The organism is Gordonia sp. NPDC003504, assembly GCF_053587995.1.
This window is the reverse complement of sequence record NZ_JBSFPC010000018.1, coordinates 52,972-71,886: the sequence shown is the minus strand read 5'-3', so window position 1 is coordinate 71,886 and position 18,915 is coordinate 52,972. Positions and strand designations below refer to the sequence as shown.

Sequence of the window (18,915 nt, the reverse complement as noted above, 5' to 3'; positions counted from 1 at the left end):
GTTTCCGATCGTGCTCGTCGGCCGCGAGCACTGGTCCGGACTGCTGCAGTGGATGCGTGAGGTGCTGGTGGCCAAGAAGATGGTCTCCGCCGACGTCGGTGCTCAGTCCGTCGCGATCGTGGGAACCGTGCTCGTCGTACTCGGCGTGGTCGTGGCATCGAACGGACTCGAGGCACTGGAGGCGCCCCGAGTCCGCCGGGTGAATCAGTTGGTGGGGAAGGGGTTCGTGGCAACAGTCATGCCGAGCGCGTCCCCGACCTCAGGGGTGAAGAGCTGCCCGGCGTGGGTGCTCAGACCTGCGGCGAGCGCCGGACTCTGGGCGAGGGCGGTCTCCCACCCCAGGTCGGCGAGGCGCAGCACGTACGGGAGTGTGGCGCCGGTGAGCGCTTGCGTCGACGTACGCGCGACGGTGCCCGGCATGTTGGCGACGCAGTAGAACACGCTGTCGTGCACGGTAAAGGTGGGATCGTCATGCGTGGTGGGCCGCGAGTCCTCGAAGCAGCCGCCCTGATCGATGGCGATGTCGACCAGAACCGAACCCGGCTTCATCTGGGCAACAAGGCTGTTGGGCACCAGCACCGGGGCCTTCGCGCCGGGGACGAGCACCGCGCCGATGACGAGGTCGGCCTCGCGGATTGCTTCCGACAGTGCGAGCGACGTGCTGTATCGGGTCTGCACCCGACCACCGAACCGCGCGTCAATGGCGCGCAGCTTGGTGATGTCGAGGTCGAAGACGGTGACCTGGGCGCCCATGCCCATCGCGATGGTCGCAGCATTGACGCCGCTGACGCCGCCCCCGATGACCACGACATCGGCCGGCTCGGTGCCCGGCACGCCGCCCATCAGGACACCGCGACCGCCCTCCGAACGCATCAGGTGGTAGGCGCCGACCTGCGGGGCGAGACGTCCGGCCACCTCACTCATCGGTGCAAGCAGCGGCAACGATCCGTCGGCGCCGCGCACGGTCTCGTAGGCGATGGAGGTGGTGCCCGATGCCAGGAGGGCGTCGGTGCACTCACGGCTGGCGGCGAGGTGCAGGTAGGTGAACAGGGTCTGGCCGGACCGCATCCGTGAGTACTCCGCGGCGATGGGCTCCTTGACCTTGAGGATCATCTCGGCCTGGTCCCACACCTGATCGGCGGTGGACAGGATCTGCGCGCCCGCCTCCTTGAAGTCGGTGTCGGAGATGGCCGATCCCATGCCGGCGCCGGCCTCGATGACGACCTCGTGGCCGCGATGGGTCAGCTCGGCCACACCGGCCGGGGTGGCGGCGACGCGGTACTCGTGGTTCTTGATCTCGGTGGGGATGCCGATACGCATCTGGTGCTCCTGAAGTGTCGTCGGAAGTTGTGGTGAGGAAATGCAGGCGGATGAATGTTCCTCGATTAACGTGCCTCAATCGTGAAGTAACTACGAAAACAGGGCAAGAGATATGACGATGATTCTCCATAGGGCTATTCTGACGAAGATGAATCGACACGGAGGAGTGAGATGCCCGCTCAGGTGAAGGATGTTCGGCCGCAGCTCGACGAGATCGATCGTCGGTTACTGCGTCATCTGCAGTCCGATGCGCGCATCACCAACAGCGACCTGGCCGCACGAGTCGGGATCGCGGCGTCGACATGCCACGGACGGGTGCGGCGTCTCCTGGAGTTGGGTGTCATCCGTGGATTCTTCGCCGACGTCGATCCCGCCGCTGTGGGACGCCCGTTGCGCGCGATGGTGGCGGTGAGCCTGCAGTCGGACGCGCGGGGGCAGATCCGGCAGTTTGTCGCCGAGATCACCGGACATGACGAGGTCATCGACGTCTTCTTCCTCGCCGGCACCGACGACTACCTGCTGCACGTCGCCACTGCGGACACCGAGACCCTCCGACGCTTCGTGGAGATGCTCAATTCCCGGCGCGAGGTGGCCGGTACGACGACGTCCCTGGTCTTCGACCACCAACGCGGTGATGCGCCGATCTATTGAGTCGACGGGTTTGGTGCCGTGCCCATTTCTACGCATTCGCCGTGTGCGAGTACGCCAGGTGACCTGGGGTTTTGTTGACGTGTCACGTGGGGAATGCGTAGAAATGGGCGAGCGGTGTGGGCGAGGACGGCTTGTGACCCCCGAATCCGTTGACAGCGCTTGCCTGAACGGTGACAGCGCTCGGGTACCGCTCGTGACGCCGTTTCTCCTCGCCGATGGGCCAGGATTACGTGATTACCCCGACTGCATAGACTTGGCGCGACAAGCAACGACCGGCTGGTGGCCCAGCCGAGACGAAAGGCTGGCATGACAGACGGCATCAAGGTTGGCGTGTTCGGCTCCAACGGCAAGGTGGGCAAGGCGATCGTCGCCGGTGTCGAGGAGGCTGCCGACCTCACGTTCAGCGCCGGTGTCGACAAGGGTGACGACCCGGCGCGCTTCGTCGAGTCCGGCACCCAGGTCGTCGTCGACTTCACGCATCCCGACGTCGTGATGGACAACCTGAAGTTCCTGATCGACAACGGAATTCACGCGGTGGTGGGTACCACCGGATTCACCGAGGAACGTCTCGCGCAGGTACGGGAATGGCTGTCGGCCGCCCCGGGAGTGGGTGTGCTGATCGCACCAAACTTTGCCATCGGCGCTGTCCTGTGCATGCGTTTCGCCCAGCAGGCCGCACGGTTCTTCGACTCGGTCGAGGTGATCGAACTCCACCATCCGGCCAAGGCCGACGCGCCGTCGGGAACAGCGTTCCGCACCGCGTCGCTGATCGCTGAGGCCCGCGATGCCGCCGGTGTCGGCGTCAGTCCCGACGCCACCACCAGCGAACTCGACGGCGCCCGAGGTGCCGTCGTCGACGGCGTGCGGGTGCACTCGGTGCGGCTGGCCGGTTTGGTTGCGCACCAGGAGGTCCTGCTGGGTACGCAGGGTGAGACGCTGACGATTCGTCACGATTCGCTCGACCGAACCTCCTTCGTGCCGGGTGTCCTCCTCGGTGTCCGTAACGTCGCCGGCCGTCCCGGCCTGACCGTTGGTCTCGACGTCCTGATGGATCTCTGACCCGAATGGCGGCCGATAAACCGCGCCACCGCGATTCCCGCCCGATCGTCTGGATGATCGGGTTCCTCGTCGTCGCCATGTGCGTCTACTTCGTGCTGCTCGGGCAACGGGGTATCGACCTGATTTCCAGTGGCACCGCCGCTGGCATCGGTATCGGTATCGGTGTGCTCATCCTGCCGTTCCTCGGAATCTGGATGATCGTCGCGACCCTGCGCGCGGGCATCGAACACCAGAAGCTCGCGCGGATCATGGCCGAGGAAGGTCGCGAACTCGACGTCTCCGATCTCCCACGACGACCGTCGGGGCGCATCGAACGTGACGCCGCCGACGCACTCTTCGCCGAGGTGAAACTCGAGTGGGAGGCCGACCCTCAGAACTGGCGCAACACCTACCGCATCGCTCGCGCCTATGACTACGCGGGCGACCGTGGTCGTGCCCGGCAGATGATGAAACGTGCTGTCGCACAGTTTCATGAGTCCCCGGACGGAACCGCGTCGTGAGTCGTCTGCTGATCGTGCACCACACCCCGTCACCGCATTGCCAGGCGATGTTCGAGGCGGTGATCGCCGGTGCGACCGACCCCGAGATCGAGGGCGTCGAGGTGGTGCGCCGGGCGGCATTGTCGGTGTCGACGAGCGACTTCCTCGACGCGGACGGCTACGTGCTGGGCAGTCCGGCGAACCTCGGGTCGATCTCAGGTGCTCTCAAGCACGCCTTCGATTGCTCGTACTACCAGATCCTCGATTCCACGCGTGGCCGTCCGTTCGGCTTGTACCTGCATGGCAACGAGGGGACCGAAGGCGCGGAAAATGCCGTCGACCGGATCACCGCCGGGCTCGGCTGGGAGAAGGCCGCCGAGTACGTGATCGCGTCGAACAAGCCGGACAAGGCGGTTCTTGAGGCGTGCTGGGAACTGGGGGCGACGGTCGCCGCCGGACTGATGCCGCCGGACTGATGGAGTGCCATGTGCTTCGTGGTCGCTCACTCCCGGCGCTCGGGACAGACCGCATCGGTGACATAGGCGGCGATCGCGGCGTGGATGAGGAACCGGCCCGGCGAGAGCAGTTCTGCGAAGGTCATACTGACCACGAACTCCAGGGCTGTCCGCGGATCGGGGTGCAGGTGGCGAGCGAGTTCGGAATTCTCCACGTGGATCAGTGACGATGGTCCGGTGATCGGAACCGCGAATCATCCAGGGTGTCGGGGCGGCTCCGTCGAAGCGCAGCACTGCCTGGATGGTCTCGTTGGCGGCGTTGACGTCGAGCACCTCGCGAAGCAGCGTATGGATGGCGTCGAGTTCCGCGTCGATCAACGCCGCGATCAATTGATCGCGAGAGGCAAACCGACGGTTCACCGTTGCGCGGCTCAGGCCGGACTCTGTGGCGACGGCCGCGAATGTCAGGGCACCCACGCCGACACGTCGGAGACTGCGCGCGCCGCACACGGATGTGAATTCCCTCAACTCGACCCTCGCCGGTCGAGCCGGGAGCACCGGTTCTCCTATGTCGCCGAGGCGTCTCGCCGGGGCGGCACACCTGATTCGATCGTGACGATCGATCACCAGAACGGGGGATGCCGTCGCTACACCGTCGATGACGGTTCGACGGTGTGTGAGCTACTCTTCGCGGCCGAACCCGATGCCGACGGGGCGGAGGGGAGGGGTGACTGCTGACCCTCGAACATGTTCCGGCGCGCTGCGGTGTTCCCGGATGATCGTGCTCCCGGCCGAGGATCGATCCGGTCGCGGTCCGATGGCGACCGCCACGCTCGAGGGTCACGTTCCGATGACCTTCGACGGGGCGTTCGCCGCTCTCGGGTGATCGACCTCAGCCGATCTCGATGTGCACCGTACCCTCGTCGTCGACGCGCACCCCATAGGAGGTCGTCGAGTTCCCGTCGAAAGCCGTCTCGGCGCCGGTGCACAGGTCGAAGGTGTGATTGTGCAACGGGCACACGACGACCCGCGCGTCGAGGAGTCCGTCGGCCAGGGGACCCCCGCGGTGTGGGCACACGGCATCGAGTGCGCGCAGGGTGTCGTCGCGGAGCCGGAACACCGCGATCTGGCGGTCGCCGACCCCGAATGCGCGTCCTTCGCCGGGTGGGATCTCGTCGAGTCGTGCGACAGCGTGTTCGGTCATCGGACCGGGACCTGAGGGAGTGGGAGAAGTGGTAGAGCGGAACGGAATTGGCCCGGGGTCACCGGATCCTTGCCGTCGAGCCACGGGTCCCGGTACGCGTCCACCGATTCCTGCATGCGTGAATCCAGTTCGGCCGCAAGGCCGTCGCTGTCGTCGACGACGACCGCCCGTATCCGCTCGATTCCGTATCGCGGCACCCAGGCGTAGGTGCGTTCCAGCCATTTCGCGTTCTCGCGGTAGAACTGCAGGAATCGGCCCGTCAGGGTGATGACCTCGTCGGCGGTGTCGACGGTTGCGAGCAGATCGCCCTTGCGGATGTGGGCGCCCGCCGCACCGCCGACGTAGATCTCCCAGCGTCCGCCATCGATGGCCACCACGCCGAGGTCCTTGCACAATGCCTCGGCGCAGTTGCGGGGGCAGCCGGTGACCGCGAGTTTCATCTTGGCCGGTCCGGCGATCCCCTGGAACCGGGTCTCGAGGTCGATGCCCAAAGCCGTCGAGTCGCCAACCCCGAATCGGCAAAAGTCCATCCCCACACACGTTTTCACCGTGCGGAAACTCTTGCCGTAGGCATATCCGGACGGCATGTCGAGATCGGCCCACACCTTCGGTAGGTCTTCCTTGCGGATACCGAGGAGGTCGATGCGTTGTCCGCCGGTGAGTTTGATCATCGGGACGTCGTACTTCTCGGCGACGTCGGCGATGGTGCGCAGTTGGTCGACGCTGGTCACCCCGCCCCGCATCTGAGGCACCACCGAGAAGGTGCCATCACGTTGGATGTTCGCGTGCACCCGGTCGTTGATGAAGCGTTCGGCGCGTTCATCGATGAAGTCGGCGCCCCACATCATCTCCAGCAGCGACGACAGTGCCATCTTGGAGTTGGCATCCTCGGCGCCGTCCGGCGCGAGAGCGGCGAACACCGATGTGACGGAGTGCAACCGCAGTTCGCGGATCAGCCGCATCAGTTCCGGCTTCTCGTAGGGGATGGACGGCACATACCAGTTCACCGACGGATCCTCGGTGACGGCGTCACCGGCAGCCCACTCGACGATCTGGGAGACCAGTGATGTACATGAGCCGCACCCCTTGCCCGCGCGGGTCTGCGCCATCACGCCGCCGACCGATGTCGTTCCGGCCGAGACACATCCGACGATGGTCTTCTTGTTCACGCCGTTGCAGTTGCACACCTGGGCGTCGTCGGCGAGCTCGGCAACGCCAGTTTCCGCGTCGGGGGTGCCGACGTCGAACATCAGCGACACCCGCTCATCCGGAAGCGGTGTGCGCTGATCGAAGGCCTGCAGCAGGAACGACACCTTGCTGACGTCACCGACGAGGGTCGCGCCGATCAATCGGTTGTCACGGATCACGACGGTTTTGTACACGCCGTGACGCGGCTCGTAGAACTGGACGAACTCGTCGTCGGGGTGTTCCGGGTGTTTGACGCCCATCTGGGCGACGTCGACGCCGGCCACCTTGAGTTTCGTCGAGGTCCGCGAGCCGTGATAGGCGGCCGCGCGGTCGTGTCCGGTCAGGTGCGCGGCGAGGATCTTGGCCTGCTCCCACAACGGCGCCACCAAGCCGTACACCTGCCCGCGGTGCTGCGCGCATTCACCGACGACGTAGACGTCGTCGTCATCGATCGAGCGCATGTGATCGTCGGTGACGATGGCGCGTTCGACGGTCAGGCCCGCTGCGCGGGCAAGCCCGACGTTGGGGCGGATGCCGGTGGACAGCACCAGCATGTCGCAGTCGAGGGTCGTGCCGTCGGCGAAGCCGATCCCGGTGATAGCCCGGCGCTCGTCGGAAAAGGCCGTGGTGGTGCGTTTGTCGGTGACCACATCGATCCCGATGTCGCTGATGGCGCGGCGCAGCACCGCGCCGCCGGTCTCGTCGAGCTGGGCGTTCATCAGTACCGGTCCGGAATGGATCACGGTGGCCGCCACCCCGCGGCTCTGGAGTCCGCGGGCCGCCTCCAACCCGAGGAGTCCGCCACCGACGATCGCGGCGCGTGAGCGGCCCGGCGCGTACTCGATCATCGCGGTCGTGTCGTCGAGGGTACGAAACCCGAACACCCCGGATACCAGTGTCGTGTCGTCGACCCAGAGGCCATCGATCGGCGGCAGGAACGCCCGGCTCCCGGTCGCGATGATCAGTTTGTCGTAGGCCACGATCGAACCGTCGTCGGCGAACACCCGCTTGGCGAAGGTGTCGATGCGCACCACACGCACACCGGCACGCAACTCGATGTCGTTGTCGTCATACCAGGCCAGGCTGTTGAGGTAGATCCCGTCCGGGGTCTCCGACCCGGCCAGCACATTGGACAACTGGATGCGGTTGTAGTTGCCGTACGGTTCGTCACCGAAGACGACGATGGCAAACTGTTCGCCACCGCCGAGTGCGAGGATCTCCTCGAGTGCACGCGCGCCGGCCATCCCGTTGCCGATGACCACCAGCAATGCGCGGTCGGCCCGTGACGGGTGAGAAGCGGTGGCCGACATCAGAACTCGACCAATCCGAGGTCGATGATGAGGGTGCCGGTGGTGTCCTTGTCCGCGGTGACGTGCAACTCCACCACCTCCCCGGCATCGAAATCCTCGACCAGACGCAGCGGTACGTGCGTTGTGCCCTTCGCGCCGATCGGGAAGTACCGGACCGGCACACCGTTACGCAGCAGTGTGACGGTGACGAGTTCGTTGCTGCTGTTACCACCGCGAAAGTAGACCGCCTGCAGCGTCTTTCCGTCGGACACCGTGAGGGTCAGTGACTCGTCGATCGGTGCGAGACTGTCGAAGCCGTTGCCGGTGAACGGGAATCGGCCTTGCAGGAATCGCGGTGTGCTGGCATCGCTCATGGGGCATCCGTCCTGGGGTGATGGATATCTGGGGGTGATGGATATCTGGGGGTGATGGATATCTGGCGGCATCGACAGATGGTGGTGGTCAGGGCTGGTCAGTAGACATCGCGGACGTAGCGTTTCTCGGCAGACAGGGCCTTGACGTAGGCCTGTGCACTGGGACCGGACAGTTTTCCGTGTTGGGCGACGACGGCGGTCAAGGCGGCGTCGACGTCGCGGGCCATCCGGGTCCGATCGCCGCACACGTAGAAGTGGGCGCCCGCATTCAGCCACTCCCACAGCTGTTTTCCCTTGGCCATCATCCGGTCCTGCACATAGATCTTGCGGTCCTGATCGCGGGAGAACGCGAGGTCGAGGTCGGTGAGGAGGCCGTCGGCGTGAAAGCCCTCGATCTCGTCCCGATAGTAGAAGTCGGTGGCCGCGTGTTGCTCACCGAAGAACAGCCAGTTCTTTCCGGTGTGTCCCAGTGCGCGACGCTCCTGGAGGAACCCGCGGAAGGGCGCGATGCCGGTGCCCGGTCCGACCATGATCATCGGCGTGTCCGAGTCCGCCGGCGGACCGAAATGCGCCGACGGCGCGACCCACACACCGATCTCGTCGTCGCCGGCGTGATCGGCGAGGTAGGTCGAGCAGACCCCGTGGCGGGGCACGCCGTGGACGTTGTACCGCACCGCCGACACCGTCAGCTGCACCTCGCCGGGATTCTCCAGTTGCGACGACGAGATCGAATACTGGCGTGGGGCAAGCGGGGTGAGAACGGCGAGCCAGTCGTCGGCGGAGGCGCGGATTCTGTGCTCGCCCAGCAGGTCCGCGAGCTGTCGGCCCCACGACCAATCGTCGAACGTGGCGCGCTCGGCGCCGGCGAGCCCTTGCAGGTCCTCGGACCCGCACCGCTGCGCGACGAACGACACCAGGGGCTGGGTGAGGCGCGCGATGTCGAGCTTGTCGCGCAACGCCATGCGCAGGTCCATGTCGGTGCCGCCGATCGAGACCACCGACGATCCGTCGAGGCCGGTGAGCTCCAGGACGTGCTCGACCAGTGCCGGACTGTTGCGCGGCATCACCCCGACGGCATCGCCCGCGGTGTAGGTGAGTGTTCCTTCGGGAAGCGCAAACCCGATCTGGCGCACATCCTTCTGCGATCCGGCGCCGGTGAGGACGGTATTGCGGATCAGCCGCGTCGGCAAGGGGTTCTTACGGCCGTAGCCCACCGGCCGCGCGGACGACGGTTGCGCAGACGCCGGGGCCGGGGACGGGACGGACGACGTCACGGCATCCGCCGCCGCGAGGTTCTCGGTGACGGTATGCAGCCAGGCGGCGGCACTGTCTTCGAATTCCGGTTCACAGTCGGTGCGTTCGGCCAGGCGCGTCGCGCCGAGTTCGGCGAGGCGCGCGTCGAGTTTGCGGCCGAAGCCGCAGAACTCGTCGTAGCTGGGATCGCCGAAGGCGAGCACCGAATAGCGCAGCGCCGAGAGTGAGGGTGCGTCGGCGGCGCTGAGGCGGTCCCAGATGGCGCTCGCATTGTCGGGTGGATCGCCGTCGCCGGTGGTGCTGGTCACGAACAGTGCGGTGCCGCCGGAGGTCAGGGAGTCGAGCCCGGCCTCGTCGAGGGTGCGCAGATCTCCGGTCATCCCCGCCGAGGTCAGCGCGTCCACGACGGTGGGCACGTAGTCCTCGACGGTGCCCGTCTGCGACGCCCAGAGGACCGCCACGGCGCGCCGATCCGGCGACGGCGCGTCACCGGAGGAGTGGCCGGCCGGGGACGGTGTGGCCGTACGCGAGAACGTCCCCGCCAGAACGCCGTTCACCCATGCCCGGTCACGCTCGGACAGGGGGGCATCGGCGGGCAGGGTCGGGACGCCCGGATGGGCCGCCGATGATGCGAGACCGGCCAGCACACCCGCCAGATACGAGCCGGCGACCGGATCGAACGCCGGTGGCGCGACGGGGCCGATGCCCAGCGCATCGGCGAGGGCGTTGCTCGGGGTGCCGACCTCCTGGGGTCGGGCACCCGGCGCCTGGGGGTCGATCGCAGCCGGGGCCGGAGCCGGCGCGAGCGCCACCGCACAGGCCTTGAACTCCGGTTGCAGCGAATCCGGGTCGACGGCGTCGTTGGTGATGGCGTTGATCGCGAGGTTCGCGCCGAACATATCGCTCCAATGAAACGGTGCGAAACAAGTACCGGGGCGTACGCGGTCGGTGACCACGGCCGGTAGCACCGCCTGGCCGCGGCGGGAGGACACGCGAACCGGATCACCGTCCTGGACCGACATGCCCGCGGCGTCGTCGGGGTGGATCTCGACGAAGGGGGCCGGGTTGAGTTTGTTGAGCTTGGCCACCCGGCCGGTCTTGGTCATCGTGTGCCACTGATGCTGGAGCCGACCGGTGTTGAGGACGAACGGGAAACCGTCGTCGGGCATCTCGGCGGGGGGCAGGCCCGGGCGGGCGTGAAAGACGGCGCGGCCGTTGGCGGTCGGGAACGCGAGCCGGGGCCGGGTGCCGTCGGCGCGGGCCAGCAGGCGTTGGCTGCGACCGTCGTTGAGGTAGCGGACCGGATGACGGTCGTCGGGATCGTCGGGCGGGCACGGCCACTGCACCGGGGTGCGGCGCAGGAGATCATAGGAGACACCGCGGATGTCCCAGCCGGTCAACGGATTCCAGAACCGTTGGATCTCGGTGAAGACGTCCTCGGCGTGGGAATGGGCGAACGATTCGGCGTATCCCATGGCGCGCGCGACGCGGGCGATGAGTTCCCAGTCCGGTGTGGCGTCTCCCGGCGGTGGCACGGCAGCCTGATACAGCGTCAGGTTGCGTTCCGAATTGACCATCACCCCTTCGGATTCGGTCCACATCGCGGCGGGCAGTGCGACGTCGGCGTAGGCGAGGGTCTCGTTGTCGGCGAACACATCCTGCACGATCACCAGCTCGCATCGCTGTAACGCCTCGATGACGGTCGCCCGATTCGCGACGCTGGCAACGGGATTGGTGCAGATGATCCAGCAGGCCCTGATCTCACCCGCGGCCATCTTCTCGAACATGTCGATGGTGCCGCGGCCGACCTCGGCGCGGATGGTGCCGCGGGGCAGACCCCATGCGTCCTCGGTGAAGTCGCGGTCGGCCTTGGACAGGACCGAGCGTTGACCGGGCAACCCCGGACCCATGTATCCCATCTCGCGGCCACCCATCGCATTGGGCTGCCCGGTGAGGGAGAAGGGTCCGCTGCCCACCCGGCAGATCGCGCCGGTCGCCAGGTGCAGATTGCACAGGGCGTTGGTGTTCCAGGTGCCGTGGGTACTCTGATTGAGTCCCATGGTCCAGCAACTCATCCAGTTGGGCGCCGCGGCAATCCAGCGTGCGAGGGTCTCGACGTCCGCGGCGGGCACGCCGGTGATTCGTTCGACCTCGGCGGGTGGGTAGTCCGCCAGGAACTCGGGCATGGCGTCGAAGCCGTCGGTGAACTCGGCGATGAAGTCGTGGTCGACGGCATCGGCGGCGATGAGCAGGTGGAGGAGCCCGTTGAGGAGGGTGAGATCGGTGCCCGGGCGCACCTGGAGGAACAGATCGGCCTTCTCGGCGGTGGCGGTGCGTCGCGGATCGACCACGACCAGTTTCGCGCCCGCCTTGACCCGTTCCATCATGCGCAGGAACAGGATCGGGTGGCAGTCGGCCATATTCGACCCGATGACGAGGAACAGGTCGGCGTGGTCGAAGTCCTGATACGACCCGGGTGGCCCGTCGGCGCCGAGCGACTGCTTGTATCCGGTCCCCGCACTCGCCATGCACAGTCGTGAGTTCGACTCGATGTGCACCGAGCGCAGCATGCCCTTGGCGAGTTTGTTGGACAGGTACTGCGATTCGAGCGACATCTGCCCGGACACGTAGAGCGCCACCGAGTCCGGCCCGTGCTCGTCGATGATCGCACGGAGTCGCCGGGCCGCGTGGTCGATGGCGTCGGACAGCGCCACCGCCTCCCGGTCGGCGGAGCGGTCGGTGCGTAGCGACGCCTTCTCCATCCGACCCGGTGCCGCCAGCATGTCGGCGGTTGTAGAGCCCTTGGTGCACAGTCGGCCGAAGTTCGTCGGATGATCCTTGCGTCCCACGGTTTTCGCGATCACCCGGGTGCGCGGCGTGGACGGCGACTCGTCGACCTTGAGTACCATCCCGCATCCCACACCGCAATAGGCACACAGGGACTGGACGTCGGACATGACCGTCACACCCGCTGCCGGTGGCCGGCTGCGACACATGCATCCCGGTATCGGGCGGCCATCAGATCCGCGATCCGGGGGTCCGCGCCGAGCGGAGCGGCTACTCCCGTAGCGCCCAGCGAATGCAACCTCTGGTGAAAGAGACCGGGAGCCAACAGGTATGACGCGATGAACACCCGACGGCGCCGACGCGACACCGTGGACACCACGTCGGCGATGGCCGGTTGTGCGGTGGCGATGTAGCCCACCGGCACCTCGCCGTGGACACGATCGGCGAGATGTGTTGCGGCACGTTCGACCTCGGCGAGCGCCTGCGGGTCCGACGAGCCGGCCGCGGCCATCACCACGCGGTCGCCGGGTCGCGCGCCCGCCTCACGCAGACGCTCGACCATGATGTCGGCGAGAACGGGATCGGGTCCGAGATTGCTCGCGACCACCGCATCGGAATGCCCGCTGGCCAGCACGTGATCGGGAATATCTTGTCGCACATGGTATCCCGAGGCGAGGAAGGCGGGCAGGACGACGGCCGGCACGGCCTCGTCGGAGAGCAGTTCCGACGGTGACGGGCCGAGTACGTCGACGAATGCGACGCGGGTGGCGCCGATGCGCTCGGAGGTCAGTTGCGCAAGGCGGGCGACGGTGGTGACTCCGTGGGGTGAACGCGTGCCGTGGGCCACCATGATCGGTGCCCGCGGGGCGGTCTCGTGAACGCCGTTGCGCGGAGCGTGGTCAGTCATCGTCTTCTCCTTCCGATTCGTCGTATTCGAGGTCGACGGCGAGCCGATAGCCACGTTTGACCACGGTCTGGATCATCTTCGGGTTGCCCAGCGCACCGCGCAGACGCGTCACCGCCATCTCCACCGCGTGGGTGTCGGTACCGCCCCCGGGCAGATGATCGAGGAGGTCGGGGCGTGAGATCACGTGTCCCGGAATTTGTGTCAGGGCACGGAGCAACACCAGCCCGGTGGTCGAGAGCTCGCGGGGAGTGCCGTCGATCACCACGCCGGAGGCGCGCACGGTCAGCTCCGAGCCCGCGACGTGAAACGTGCGGGCTCGCCGCGGTACCTCGTCGGCGATGAGCCGGGCCAGCGCGCCGAGCCGAAAACGCTGGGGCTGCATGGTCGGCACGCTCAGCGCCTGCAGTGGACCGGCGGTCACGTTGCCGACGCAGAACGCCGGTACGCGGGTGCGCATCGCGTGCAGCAACGCTTCGAGCACGCCGAGCTTGTCGGCCTGCCCCAGCATCGATGCCACCGCCGGGGCGGAGGTGAAGGTGATGGCATCGAGGGTCGAACCCACGACCGCGTCGATCATCAGTGCCATCGGTTCGGGGTTGTCCGGCGGAACCCAGCGGTAGACGGGGATCGGGATGATGGTGGCCCCGGCCTCGCGCAGCACCATCGCCAGGTCGGGCAAGGGCTCCCATTCGGTGGTCGCCCCGTGCAACTGCACGGCGACCCGAAGACCGTCGACTCCCTCGTCGAGGAGTTCCTCGATCAGTTCCGAGGATGACTCGCTCGGCGGCGACCACTGCTCGTGCAACCCGGCGGCGCGGACCGCGCCCTTGGCCTTGGGGCCGCGCGCGAGGATTCGGGTGCGGCCCAGACAGGTCACCAGGTCGTCGGCGAGGCCCCATCCGTCGGCGGCCTCCACCCAACCGCGGAATCCGATGCCGGTGGTTGCGACGGTGATGTCGGGTGGGTCGGCGAGGACGGCGTCGGTGGCGTGGCGCAACTCGTCGTCGTCGACGAGCGGGATGATCCGGATGGCCGGGGCGTGCATCACCCGGGCGCCGCGCCGTTCCAGGAGAGCGGCGAATTCGTCGGCCCGTCGCGCCGCGGTCACACCGATCGTGGCGCCGGCGAGCGGGAGGTCGGTGGGAGCGGTCACCGACTGTTCCCCGTCGCGGTCACACTAGCCGGTGACCGGCCGGTCGACGGGGCAGTGCGGTGGCCGATCTGGACGTCACCGTCGACGACGCGCACCGCGTACACCGGGAGTGCGACGGTCGCGTCATCGAGGCATTCGCCGTCGTCGAGCGAGAAGACCTGCTTGAGCAGGGGTGACGCGACGGTCGGCACACCGTCGCGGTCGCCGACCAATCCGCGTGACATCACCGCGGCACGCCCGAACGGATCGATGTTGCCCACCGCGCGTACGTCGGGGGCTCCGGACTCGTCGGTGCCGAGGTAGAAGACCGCCACCTGCCGGTCATCGAGCAGGGCGGCGACACCGCGGCCGGGAACGAGGTCGGCGAGTGGGCAGACGTGAACCCAGGTGCGCGATTCGACGATGGTCATCGTTGGTGTTCCCTCTCAGATGGTGCTGGGCTGGGTGCGGGCACCGGCACGGACGGCCGGTTCACCGAGGAGTACCGGAACCTTGCGGGCGCCGGAGTCGTCGAAGGCGATTGTCGGGTCCGGGGTGTCCGGGGCATTGACGAACGACACGAACCTGCGCAGTTTGTCCTCGTCGTCGAGGACGGCCGCCCACTCGTCGCGGTAGCCGGCGACGTGACGTTCCATGGCCGCTTCGAGATCCCCGGCGATCTCCAGACTGTCGGCGCAGATGATTTCCCGCAACTTGTCCAGGCCACCGTCGAAGGCCTGCTGCCACGGCGCGGTGCGTTGCAGCCGATCCGCGGTGCGGATGTAGAACATCAGGTACCGGTCGATGTAGCCGATCAGGGTGTCGTCGTCGATCCCGGACGCCAGCAGCTGCGCATGGACCGGATTCTGGCCGCCGTTGCCGCCGACATACAGATTCCAGCCGGCCTCGGTGGCGATCACGCCGACGTCCTTGCCGCGCGCCTCGGCGCATTCGCGTGCGCACCCCGAGACACCGAACTTGAGCTTGTGCGGCGACCGCAGTCCCCGATAGCGGGTCTCCAGCCGGACGGCCATCGCCACCGAATCCTGCACGCCGTACCGGCACCAGGTGGATCCGACGCAGCTCTTCACCGTGCGCAGACTCTTGCCGTAGGCGTGGCCGGATTCCATCCCGGCGTCGACGAGGCGCCGCCAGATCAGGGGGAGTTGTTCGACGCGGGCGCCGAACATGTCGATCCGCTGGCCGCCGGTGAGTTTGGTGTACAGCCCGAAATCGCGGGCGATCTCGCCGATCACGATGAGCTGCTCGGGGGTGACCTCCCCGCCGGGCATGCGGGGCACCACCGAATAGGTGCCGTTGCGTTGCAGATTGGCCAGGAAGTGGTCGTTGGTGTCCTGCAGGGCGGCTTGCTCACCGTCGAGGATGTGATCACTGGACGTCGAGGCCAGGATCGACGCCACGGTCGGCTTGCAGATCTCACATCCGCGTCCGGTCCCGAAGCGGCTCAACAACTCCGAGAAGGTGCGGATGCCGGTGGCCGCGACGATCGAGAACAACTCGGACCGTGACTGGGTGAAGTGCTCACACAAGGCCGTCGGCAGGTCGACGCCGGATTCGGCGAGCAACCGGGTCAGCGACGGCACGCAGCCGCCGCAGGTGGTGCCGGCGCCGGTGCACTTCTTGAGGTCGGCCACCGTGCACGCGCCCTCGGCGATGGCGCCGCAGATACTGCCCTTGGACACCCCGTTGCAGGAGCAGACCTCCGCGTCGTCGGGCAGTGCCGACAGACCGACACCCTCCGACGCGCCGCCGGCCGGTGCGATGAACGAGGCGGGATCACCCGGAAGTGCCTGTCCCACCAACGGTTTGAGCATCGCGTAGGCGTCGGCATCGCCGACCAGGATGCCGCCGAGCAGGGTGGTGGCGTCGTCGGAGATGACCAGTTTCTTGTAGGTGCCGGCCACCGGGTCGGAATGCACGATCTCCAGGGCGCCCGGTGTGGTGGCCATGGCGTCGCCGAAACTCGCCACATCGACGCCGAGGAGTTTGAGCTTGGTCGACATGTCGGCGCCGGTGAACTCCTCGTCGGCGACGTCGATGATGTCGGCGGCGGCGATGGCGGCCATCGTGTAACCGGGTGCCACCAGGCCGTAGCACCGACCGTTGACCGCGGCCACCTCGCCGATGGCATAGATGGCGGGATCGCTGGTGCGGCAACGGCTGTCGGTGATGATGCCACCGCGCTCACCGACCTCGAGTCCGGCGGCGCGGGCCACGGCGTCGCGGGGCCGGACGCCGGCGGAGAACACCACGAGCGCGGCGTCGAGCGTGCTGCCGTCGGAGAGGGCGACCTCCAGCATGCCCGGCGCGGAAGCGCTGGGGGCGTCGGCGATGGCCGTGGTGGACACCCCGGTGTGCACACTCAGACCCAGGTCGGTGACCAACCCGGCCAGCAGCGCACCGCCACCGTCGTCGACCTGCAGCGGCATCAGGCGAGGTGCGAACTCGACGACATGCGGTGACATCCCCAGCAGGCGAAGCGCATTGGCGGCCTCCAGGCCGAGGAGCCCGCCGCCCACCACGACACCCGGTGTGCCCGGCCCGGCCGCCTCGGCCGCGGCCCGGATCTCGTCGAGATCGGCGAGGGTGCGGTAGACGAAACTGCGCGGATGATCCGCTCCGGCGACCGGCGGGACGAACGGGTACGACCCGGTGGCCAGCACCAGGGTGTCGTAGCCGATGATCTCGCCGGTGCTCGTCGTCACGCGGCGGGTATCCCGGTCGATGACTGCGGCCGACTCGCCGAGACGCACCTCGACCATCTCGTCACCCGGATAATCGTTGCCAGGCAACGCCATTGACGCCGGATCCCACGCGCCGACATAACCGGACAACCCCACCCGGTCGTAGGCCGCGACCGGCTCCTCACTGAGCACCACGACCCGGCAGGTGTCGGCGACGTCGCGGCGACGGAGTTCCTCGACGAAGCGGTGACCGACCATCCCGTGTCCGACGACCACGACGGTGCGCAGATCGGTGGCGATGTGCAGATCGGAGGTGCTGCGTGGATCGGATGTGGTGTGCTGCGACATTGGTGTCCTCGTGGGCTGGTGGTGGTCGGTTCAGACGCGGGCGTCGCTGGGTGCGGCCACCGTGATGTCCGAGGTGGCGCTCGGCGCGGTGTTGCTCTGGTCGGCGTCGTCGAGGTGGATCTCGCGTCGGGCATAGAACCACCAGGTGACCGCAGCGGCCAGGGCGTAGAAGCCCAGGAACACCCAGAATGCCGCGGTGGCAGACTGATTCGCCTTGTAGCTGGTACGCAGGACCAGGTTGATGCCCACGCCACCCATGCCGCCCAGGGCGCCGGCGATGCCGATCAGCGCGCCGGACATCTTCCGTGACCAGATCACCTTGCCCATCGCGTCGAGGGTGGTGTTGGCGCGGGCCTTGTGCTCGAAGACGGTCGGGATGATCTTGTACACCGAGCCGTTGGCGATCCCCGAGATCAGGAACAGCAGGACGAATCCGACGATGAAGGCGGCCAGTTGCGGGGTTTCGATGCGGTGGGCGGGGTGACCGTCGGCGATGGTGCCGGCGACGACGAGGATGGCCGCCGAGGCGATCATGGCGCCGAAGCAGGCCAGGGTGATGCGGCCGCCGCCGAAGCGGTCGGCGAGTTTGCCGCCGTAGGGGCGGGCGATCGATCCGAGCAGCGGACCGATCCATGCGATCTGGGCCGCCGCCAGGGTCGGGTTCGCCGCGCCGGACGACTTGAAGCTCAGCTGCAGTACTTGGGTGAACGCGAAGCTGAATCCGATGAACGAACCGAACGTACCGATGTACAGCAGCGAGATGAGCCAGGTGTCGCGGTACTTCAGGCAGTCGAACATGGAGCGGTAGCTGGCGGTCTGGTGATCCAGATTGTCCATGTAGATGGCGGCGCCGATACCGGCGAACGCCAGGGCCACCAGGTAGATGGCGCAGATGATCTCGGGGCGGTCGGTGGTCAGCCAGATGACGACCAGGCCGATGAGCTGGATGACCGGGACGCCGATGTTGCCGCCGCCGGCGTTGAGTCCCAGCGCCCAGCCCTTGAGTCGCTGCGGGTAGAAGGCGTTGATGTTGGTCATCGACGAGGCGAAGTTGCCGCCGCCCAGACCGGTCAGTGCCGCCGCCAGCAGGAACCAGCCGAATCCGAACTCGCCGGGGTTGAGCATCAGGACCATCACCAGCGAGGTGGGGATCAGCAGTACGACGGCGGAGAAGATGGCCCAGTTGCGCCCGCCGAATTTCGCCGTCGCCTGGGTGTAGGGGATGCGCAGGCACGAACCGACGAATGCAGCGGTCGCGGTGATCGCGAACTTCTGATCCACGGAGATGCCGTACGCGGGCGTCATGAACAGGACCATCACCGAGAAAAGCGACCAGATCGAGAAGCCGATGTGCTCGCAGACGATGGACCAGGTGAGGTTGCGGCGGGCGATCTGCGCGCCGCCGCTGTCCCAGGAGTCGCGGTCTTCGGGATCCCAGCCGGTGATGTGGTGTTTGCGGGTGTAGGTGTAGGCAGCCATCGGGCGTCATTCCTCGGGGTGGGCGTGTGTCGGCTGAGGCGTCCTCAGATGCGGAGTTCTCAGATGGGGGACTCGTCGACGGCGACGAGGTTGTCCTTAACGGTAGGAAGCCGGGATTGCCACGACTTATCTCAGCGTGAACCCGCGGTCACTTTCTGCTCACCGACCCGCGGCGGCGAGTGTGAGACCGATTGTGGGGACCGATGTCGGGCGAATCCGTGCCGTCGAAGTGTGCAGGTGCGTGCACACGCCGTCGTACCGTGTGATGCTGGGAGTTCTGCGTC

Annotated in this window: 15 protein-coding genes and 2 pseudogenes; 5 read left to right on the top strand and 12 right to left on the bottom strand. The window is 67.1% G+C overall.

Annotated elements, in window-relative coordinates:
- Positions 1-204 precede the first annotated feature (204 nt).
- Positions 205-1,320, bottom strand: a complete 1,116-nt coding sequence (gene ald / locus ACWDPV_RS22620) for an alanine dehydrogenase (protein ID WP_449744778.1) — start codon at positions 1,318-1,320, stop codon at positions 205-207.
- Between the two features lie 171 nt (positions 1,321-1,491).
- Between ald and ACWDPV_RS22615 the strand changes: the two genes are divergently transcribed.
- The 4 genes from ACWDPV_RS22615 (at position 1,492) to ACWDPV_RS22600 (ending at position 3,985) form a co-directional block, all read left to right on the top strand.
- The gene (locus ACWDPV_RS22615) at positions 1,492-1,971 is read left to right on the top strand and encodes an Lrp/AsnC family transcriptional regulator (RefSeq protein WP_449744777.1); all 480 of its coding nucleotides are present in this window, start codon (positions 1,492-1,494) and stop codon (positions 1,969-1,971) included.
- A 306-nt stretch (positions 1,972-2,277) separates the two neighbouring features.
- The gene (dapB, locus tag ACWDPV_RS22610) at positions 2,278-3,030 is read left to right on the top strand and encodes a 4-hydroxy-tetrahydrodipicolinate reductase (RefSeq protein WP_449744776.1); all 753 of its coding nucleotides are present in this window, start codon (positions 2,278-2,280) and stop codon (positions 3,028-3,030) included.
- Positions 3,031-3,035: 5 nt separating this feature from the next.
- Positions 3,036-3,530, top strand: coding sequence for a hypothetical protein (locus tag ACWDPV_RS22605; protein WP_449744775.1), 495 nt, complete (start codon positions 3,036-3,038; stop codon positions 3,528-3,530).
- Positions 3,527-3,985: a flavodoxin family protein gene (locus ACWDPV_RS22600; protein WP_449744774.1), complete on the top strand. Its 459-nt coding sequence runs from the start codon at positions 3,527-3,529 to the stop codon at positions 3,983-3,985. The genes ACWDPV_RS22605 and ACWDPV_RS22600 overlap by 4 nt, the downstream gene beginning before the upstream one ends.
- Positions 3,986-4,011: 26 nt before the next feature.
- On the opposite strand, the gene ACWDPV_RS22595 is transcribed toward ACWDPV_RS22600, so the two are convergent.
- Positions 4,012-4,179 (bottom strand): hypothetical protein, encoded by a 168-nt coding sequence (locus ACWDPV_RS22595; RefSeq protein WP_449744773.1) that lies wholly within the window; start codon positions 4,177-4,179, stop codon positions 4,012-4,014.
- 217 nt (positions 4,180-4,396) lie between these two features.
- Positions 4,397-4,441, bottom strand: a pseudogene (locus tag ACWDPV_RS22590) (hypothetical protein); the annotation flags it as partial.
- A 63-nt stretch (positions 4,442-4,504) separates the two neighbouring features.
- Here ACWDPV_RS22590 and ACWDPV_RS22585 point away from each other — a divergent pair.
- Positions 4,505-4,702, top strand: a pseudogene (locus ACWDPV_RS22585) (carotenoid oxygenase family protein); the annotation flags it as partial.
- A 154-nt stretch (positions 4,703-4,856) separates the two neighbouring features.
- On the opposite strand, the gene ACWDPV_RS22580 reads toward ACWDPV_RS22585, so the two are convergent.
- The 9 genes from ACWDPV_RS22580 to ACWDPV_RS22540 all read right to left on the bottom strand — a co-directional run bounded on the left by ACWDPV_RS22580 (position 4,857) and on the right by ACWDPV_RS22540 (position 18,631).
- The gene (locus ACWDPV_RS22580; protein ID WP_449744772.1) at positions 4,857-5,168 is read right to left on the bottom strand and encodes a Rieske (2Fe-2S) protein; all 312 of its coding nucleotides are present in this window, start codon (positions 5,166-5,168) and stop codon (positions 4,857-4,859) included.
- A complete protein-coding gene (gene nirB / locus ACWDPV_RS22575) occupies positions 5,165-7,666 on the bottom strand; it encodes a nitrite reductase large subunit NirB (RefSeq protein WP_449744771.1) in 2,502 nt (833 codons plus the stop codon). Before nirB (ACWDPV_RS22575) ends, ACWDPV_RS22580 begins: the two co-directional genes overlap by 4 nt.
- Positions 7,666-8,019 (bottom strand): molybdopterin oxidoreductase, encoded by a 354-nt coding sequence (locus ACWDPV_RS22570; RefSeq protein ID WP_449744770.1) that lies wholly within the window; start codon positions 8,017-8,019, stop codon positions 7,666-7,668. Before ACWDPV_RS22570 ends, nirB (ACWDPV_RS22575) begins: the two co-directional genes overlap by 1 nt.
- Positions 8,020-8,117: 98 nt before the next feature.
- Positions 8,118-12,230: a molybdopterin-dependent oxidoreductase gene (locus tag ACWDPV_RS22565; RefSeq protein ID WP_449744769.1), complete on the bottom strand. Its 4,113-nt coding sequence runs from the start codon at positions 12,228-12,230 to the stop codon at positions 8,118-8,120.
- Positions 12,231-12,235: 5 nt separating this feature from the next.
- Positions 12,236-12,967, bottom strand: coding sequence for a sirohydrochlorin chelatase (locus ACWDPV_RS22560; protein ID WP_449744768.1), 732 nt, complete (start codon positions 12,965-12,967; stop codon positions 12,236-12,238).
- On the bottom strand, positions 12,960-14,120 hold the full coding sequence (locus ACWDPV_RS22555; protein WP_449744767.1) for a uroporphyrinogen-III synthase: 1,161 nt from the start codon (positions 14,118-14,120) through the stop codon (positions 12,960-12,962). The genes ACWDPV_RS22560 and ACWDPV_RS22555 overlap by 8 nt, the downstream gene beginning before the upstream one ends.
- Positions 14,117-14,530: a nitrite reductase small subunit NirD gene (gene nirD, locus ACWDPV_RS22550; protein WP_449744766.1), complete on the bottom strand. Its 414-nt coding sequence runs from the start codon at positions 14,528-14,530 to the stop codon at positions 14,117-14,119. Before nirD ends, ACWDPV_RS22555 begins: the two co-directional genes overlap by 4 nt.
- A 15-nt stretch (positions 14,531-14,545) precedes the next feature.
- Positions 14,546-17,152: a nitrite reductase large subunit NirB gene (nirB, locus tag ACWDPV_RS22545; RefSeq protein WP_449744765.1), complete on the bottom strand. Its 2,607-nt coding sequence runs from the start codon at positions 17,150-17,152 to the stop codon at positions 14,546-14,548.
- 30 nt (positions 17,153-17,182) lie between these two features.
- Positions 17,183-18,631 carry a nitrate/nitrite transporter gene (locus ACWDPV_RS22540; protein ID WP_449744764.1) on the bottom strand — a complete coding sequence of 483 codons (1,449 nt, stop codon included), beginning with the start codon at positions 18,629-18,631 and terminating at the stop codon, positions 17,183-17,185.
- Between the last annotated feature and the right edge of the window lie 284 nt (positions 18,632-18,915).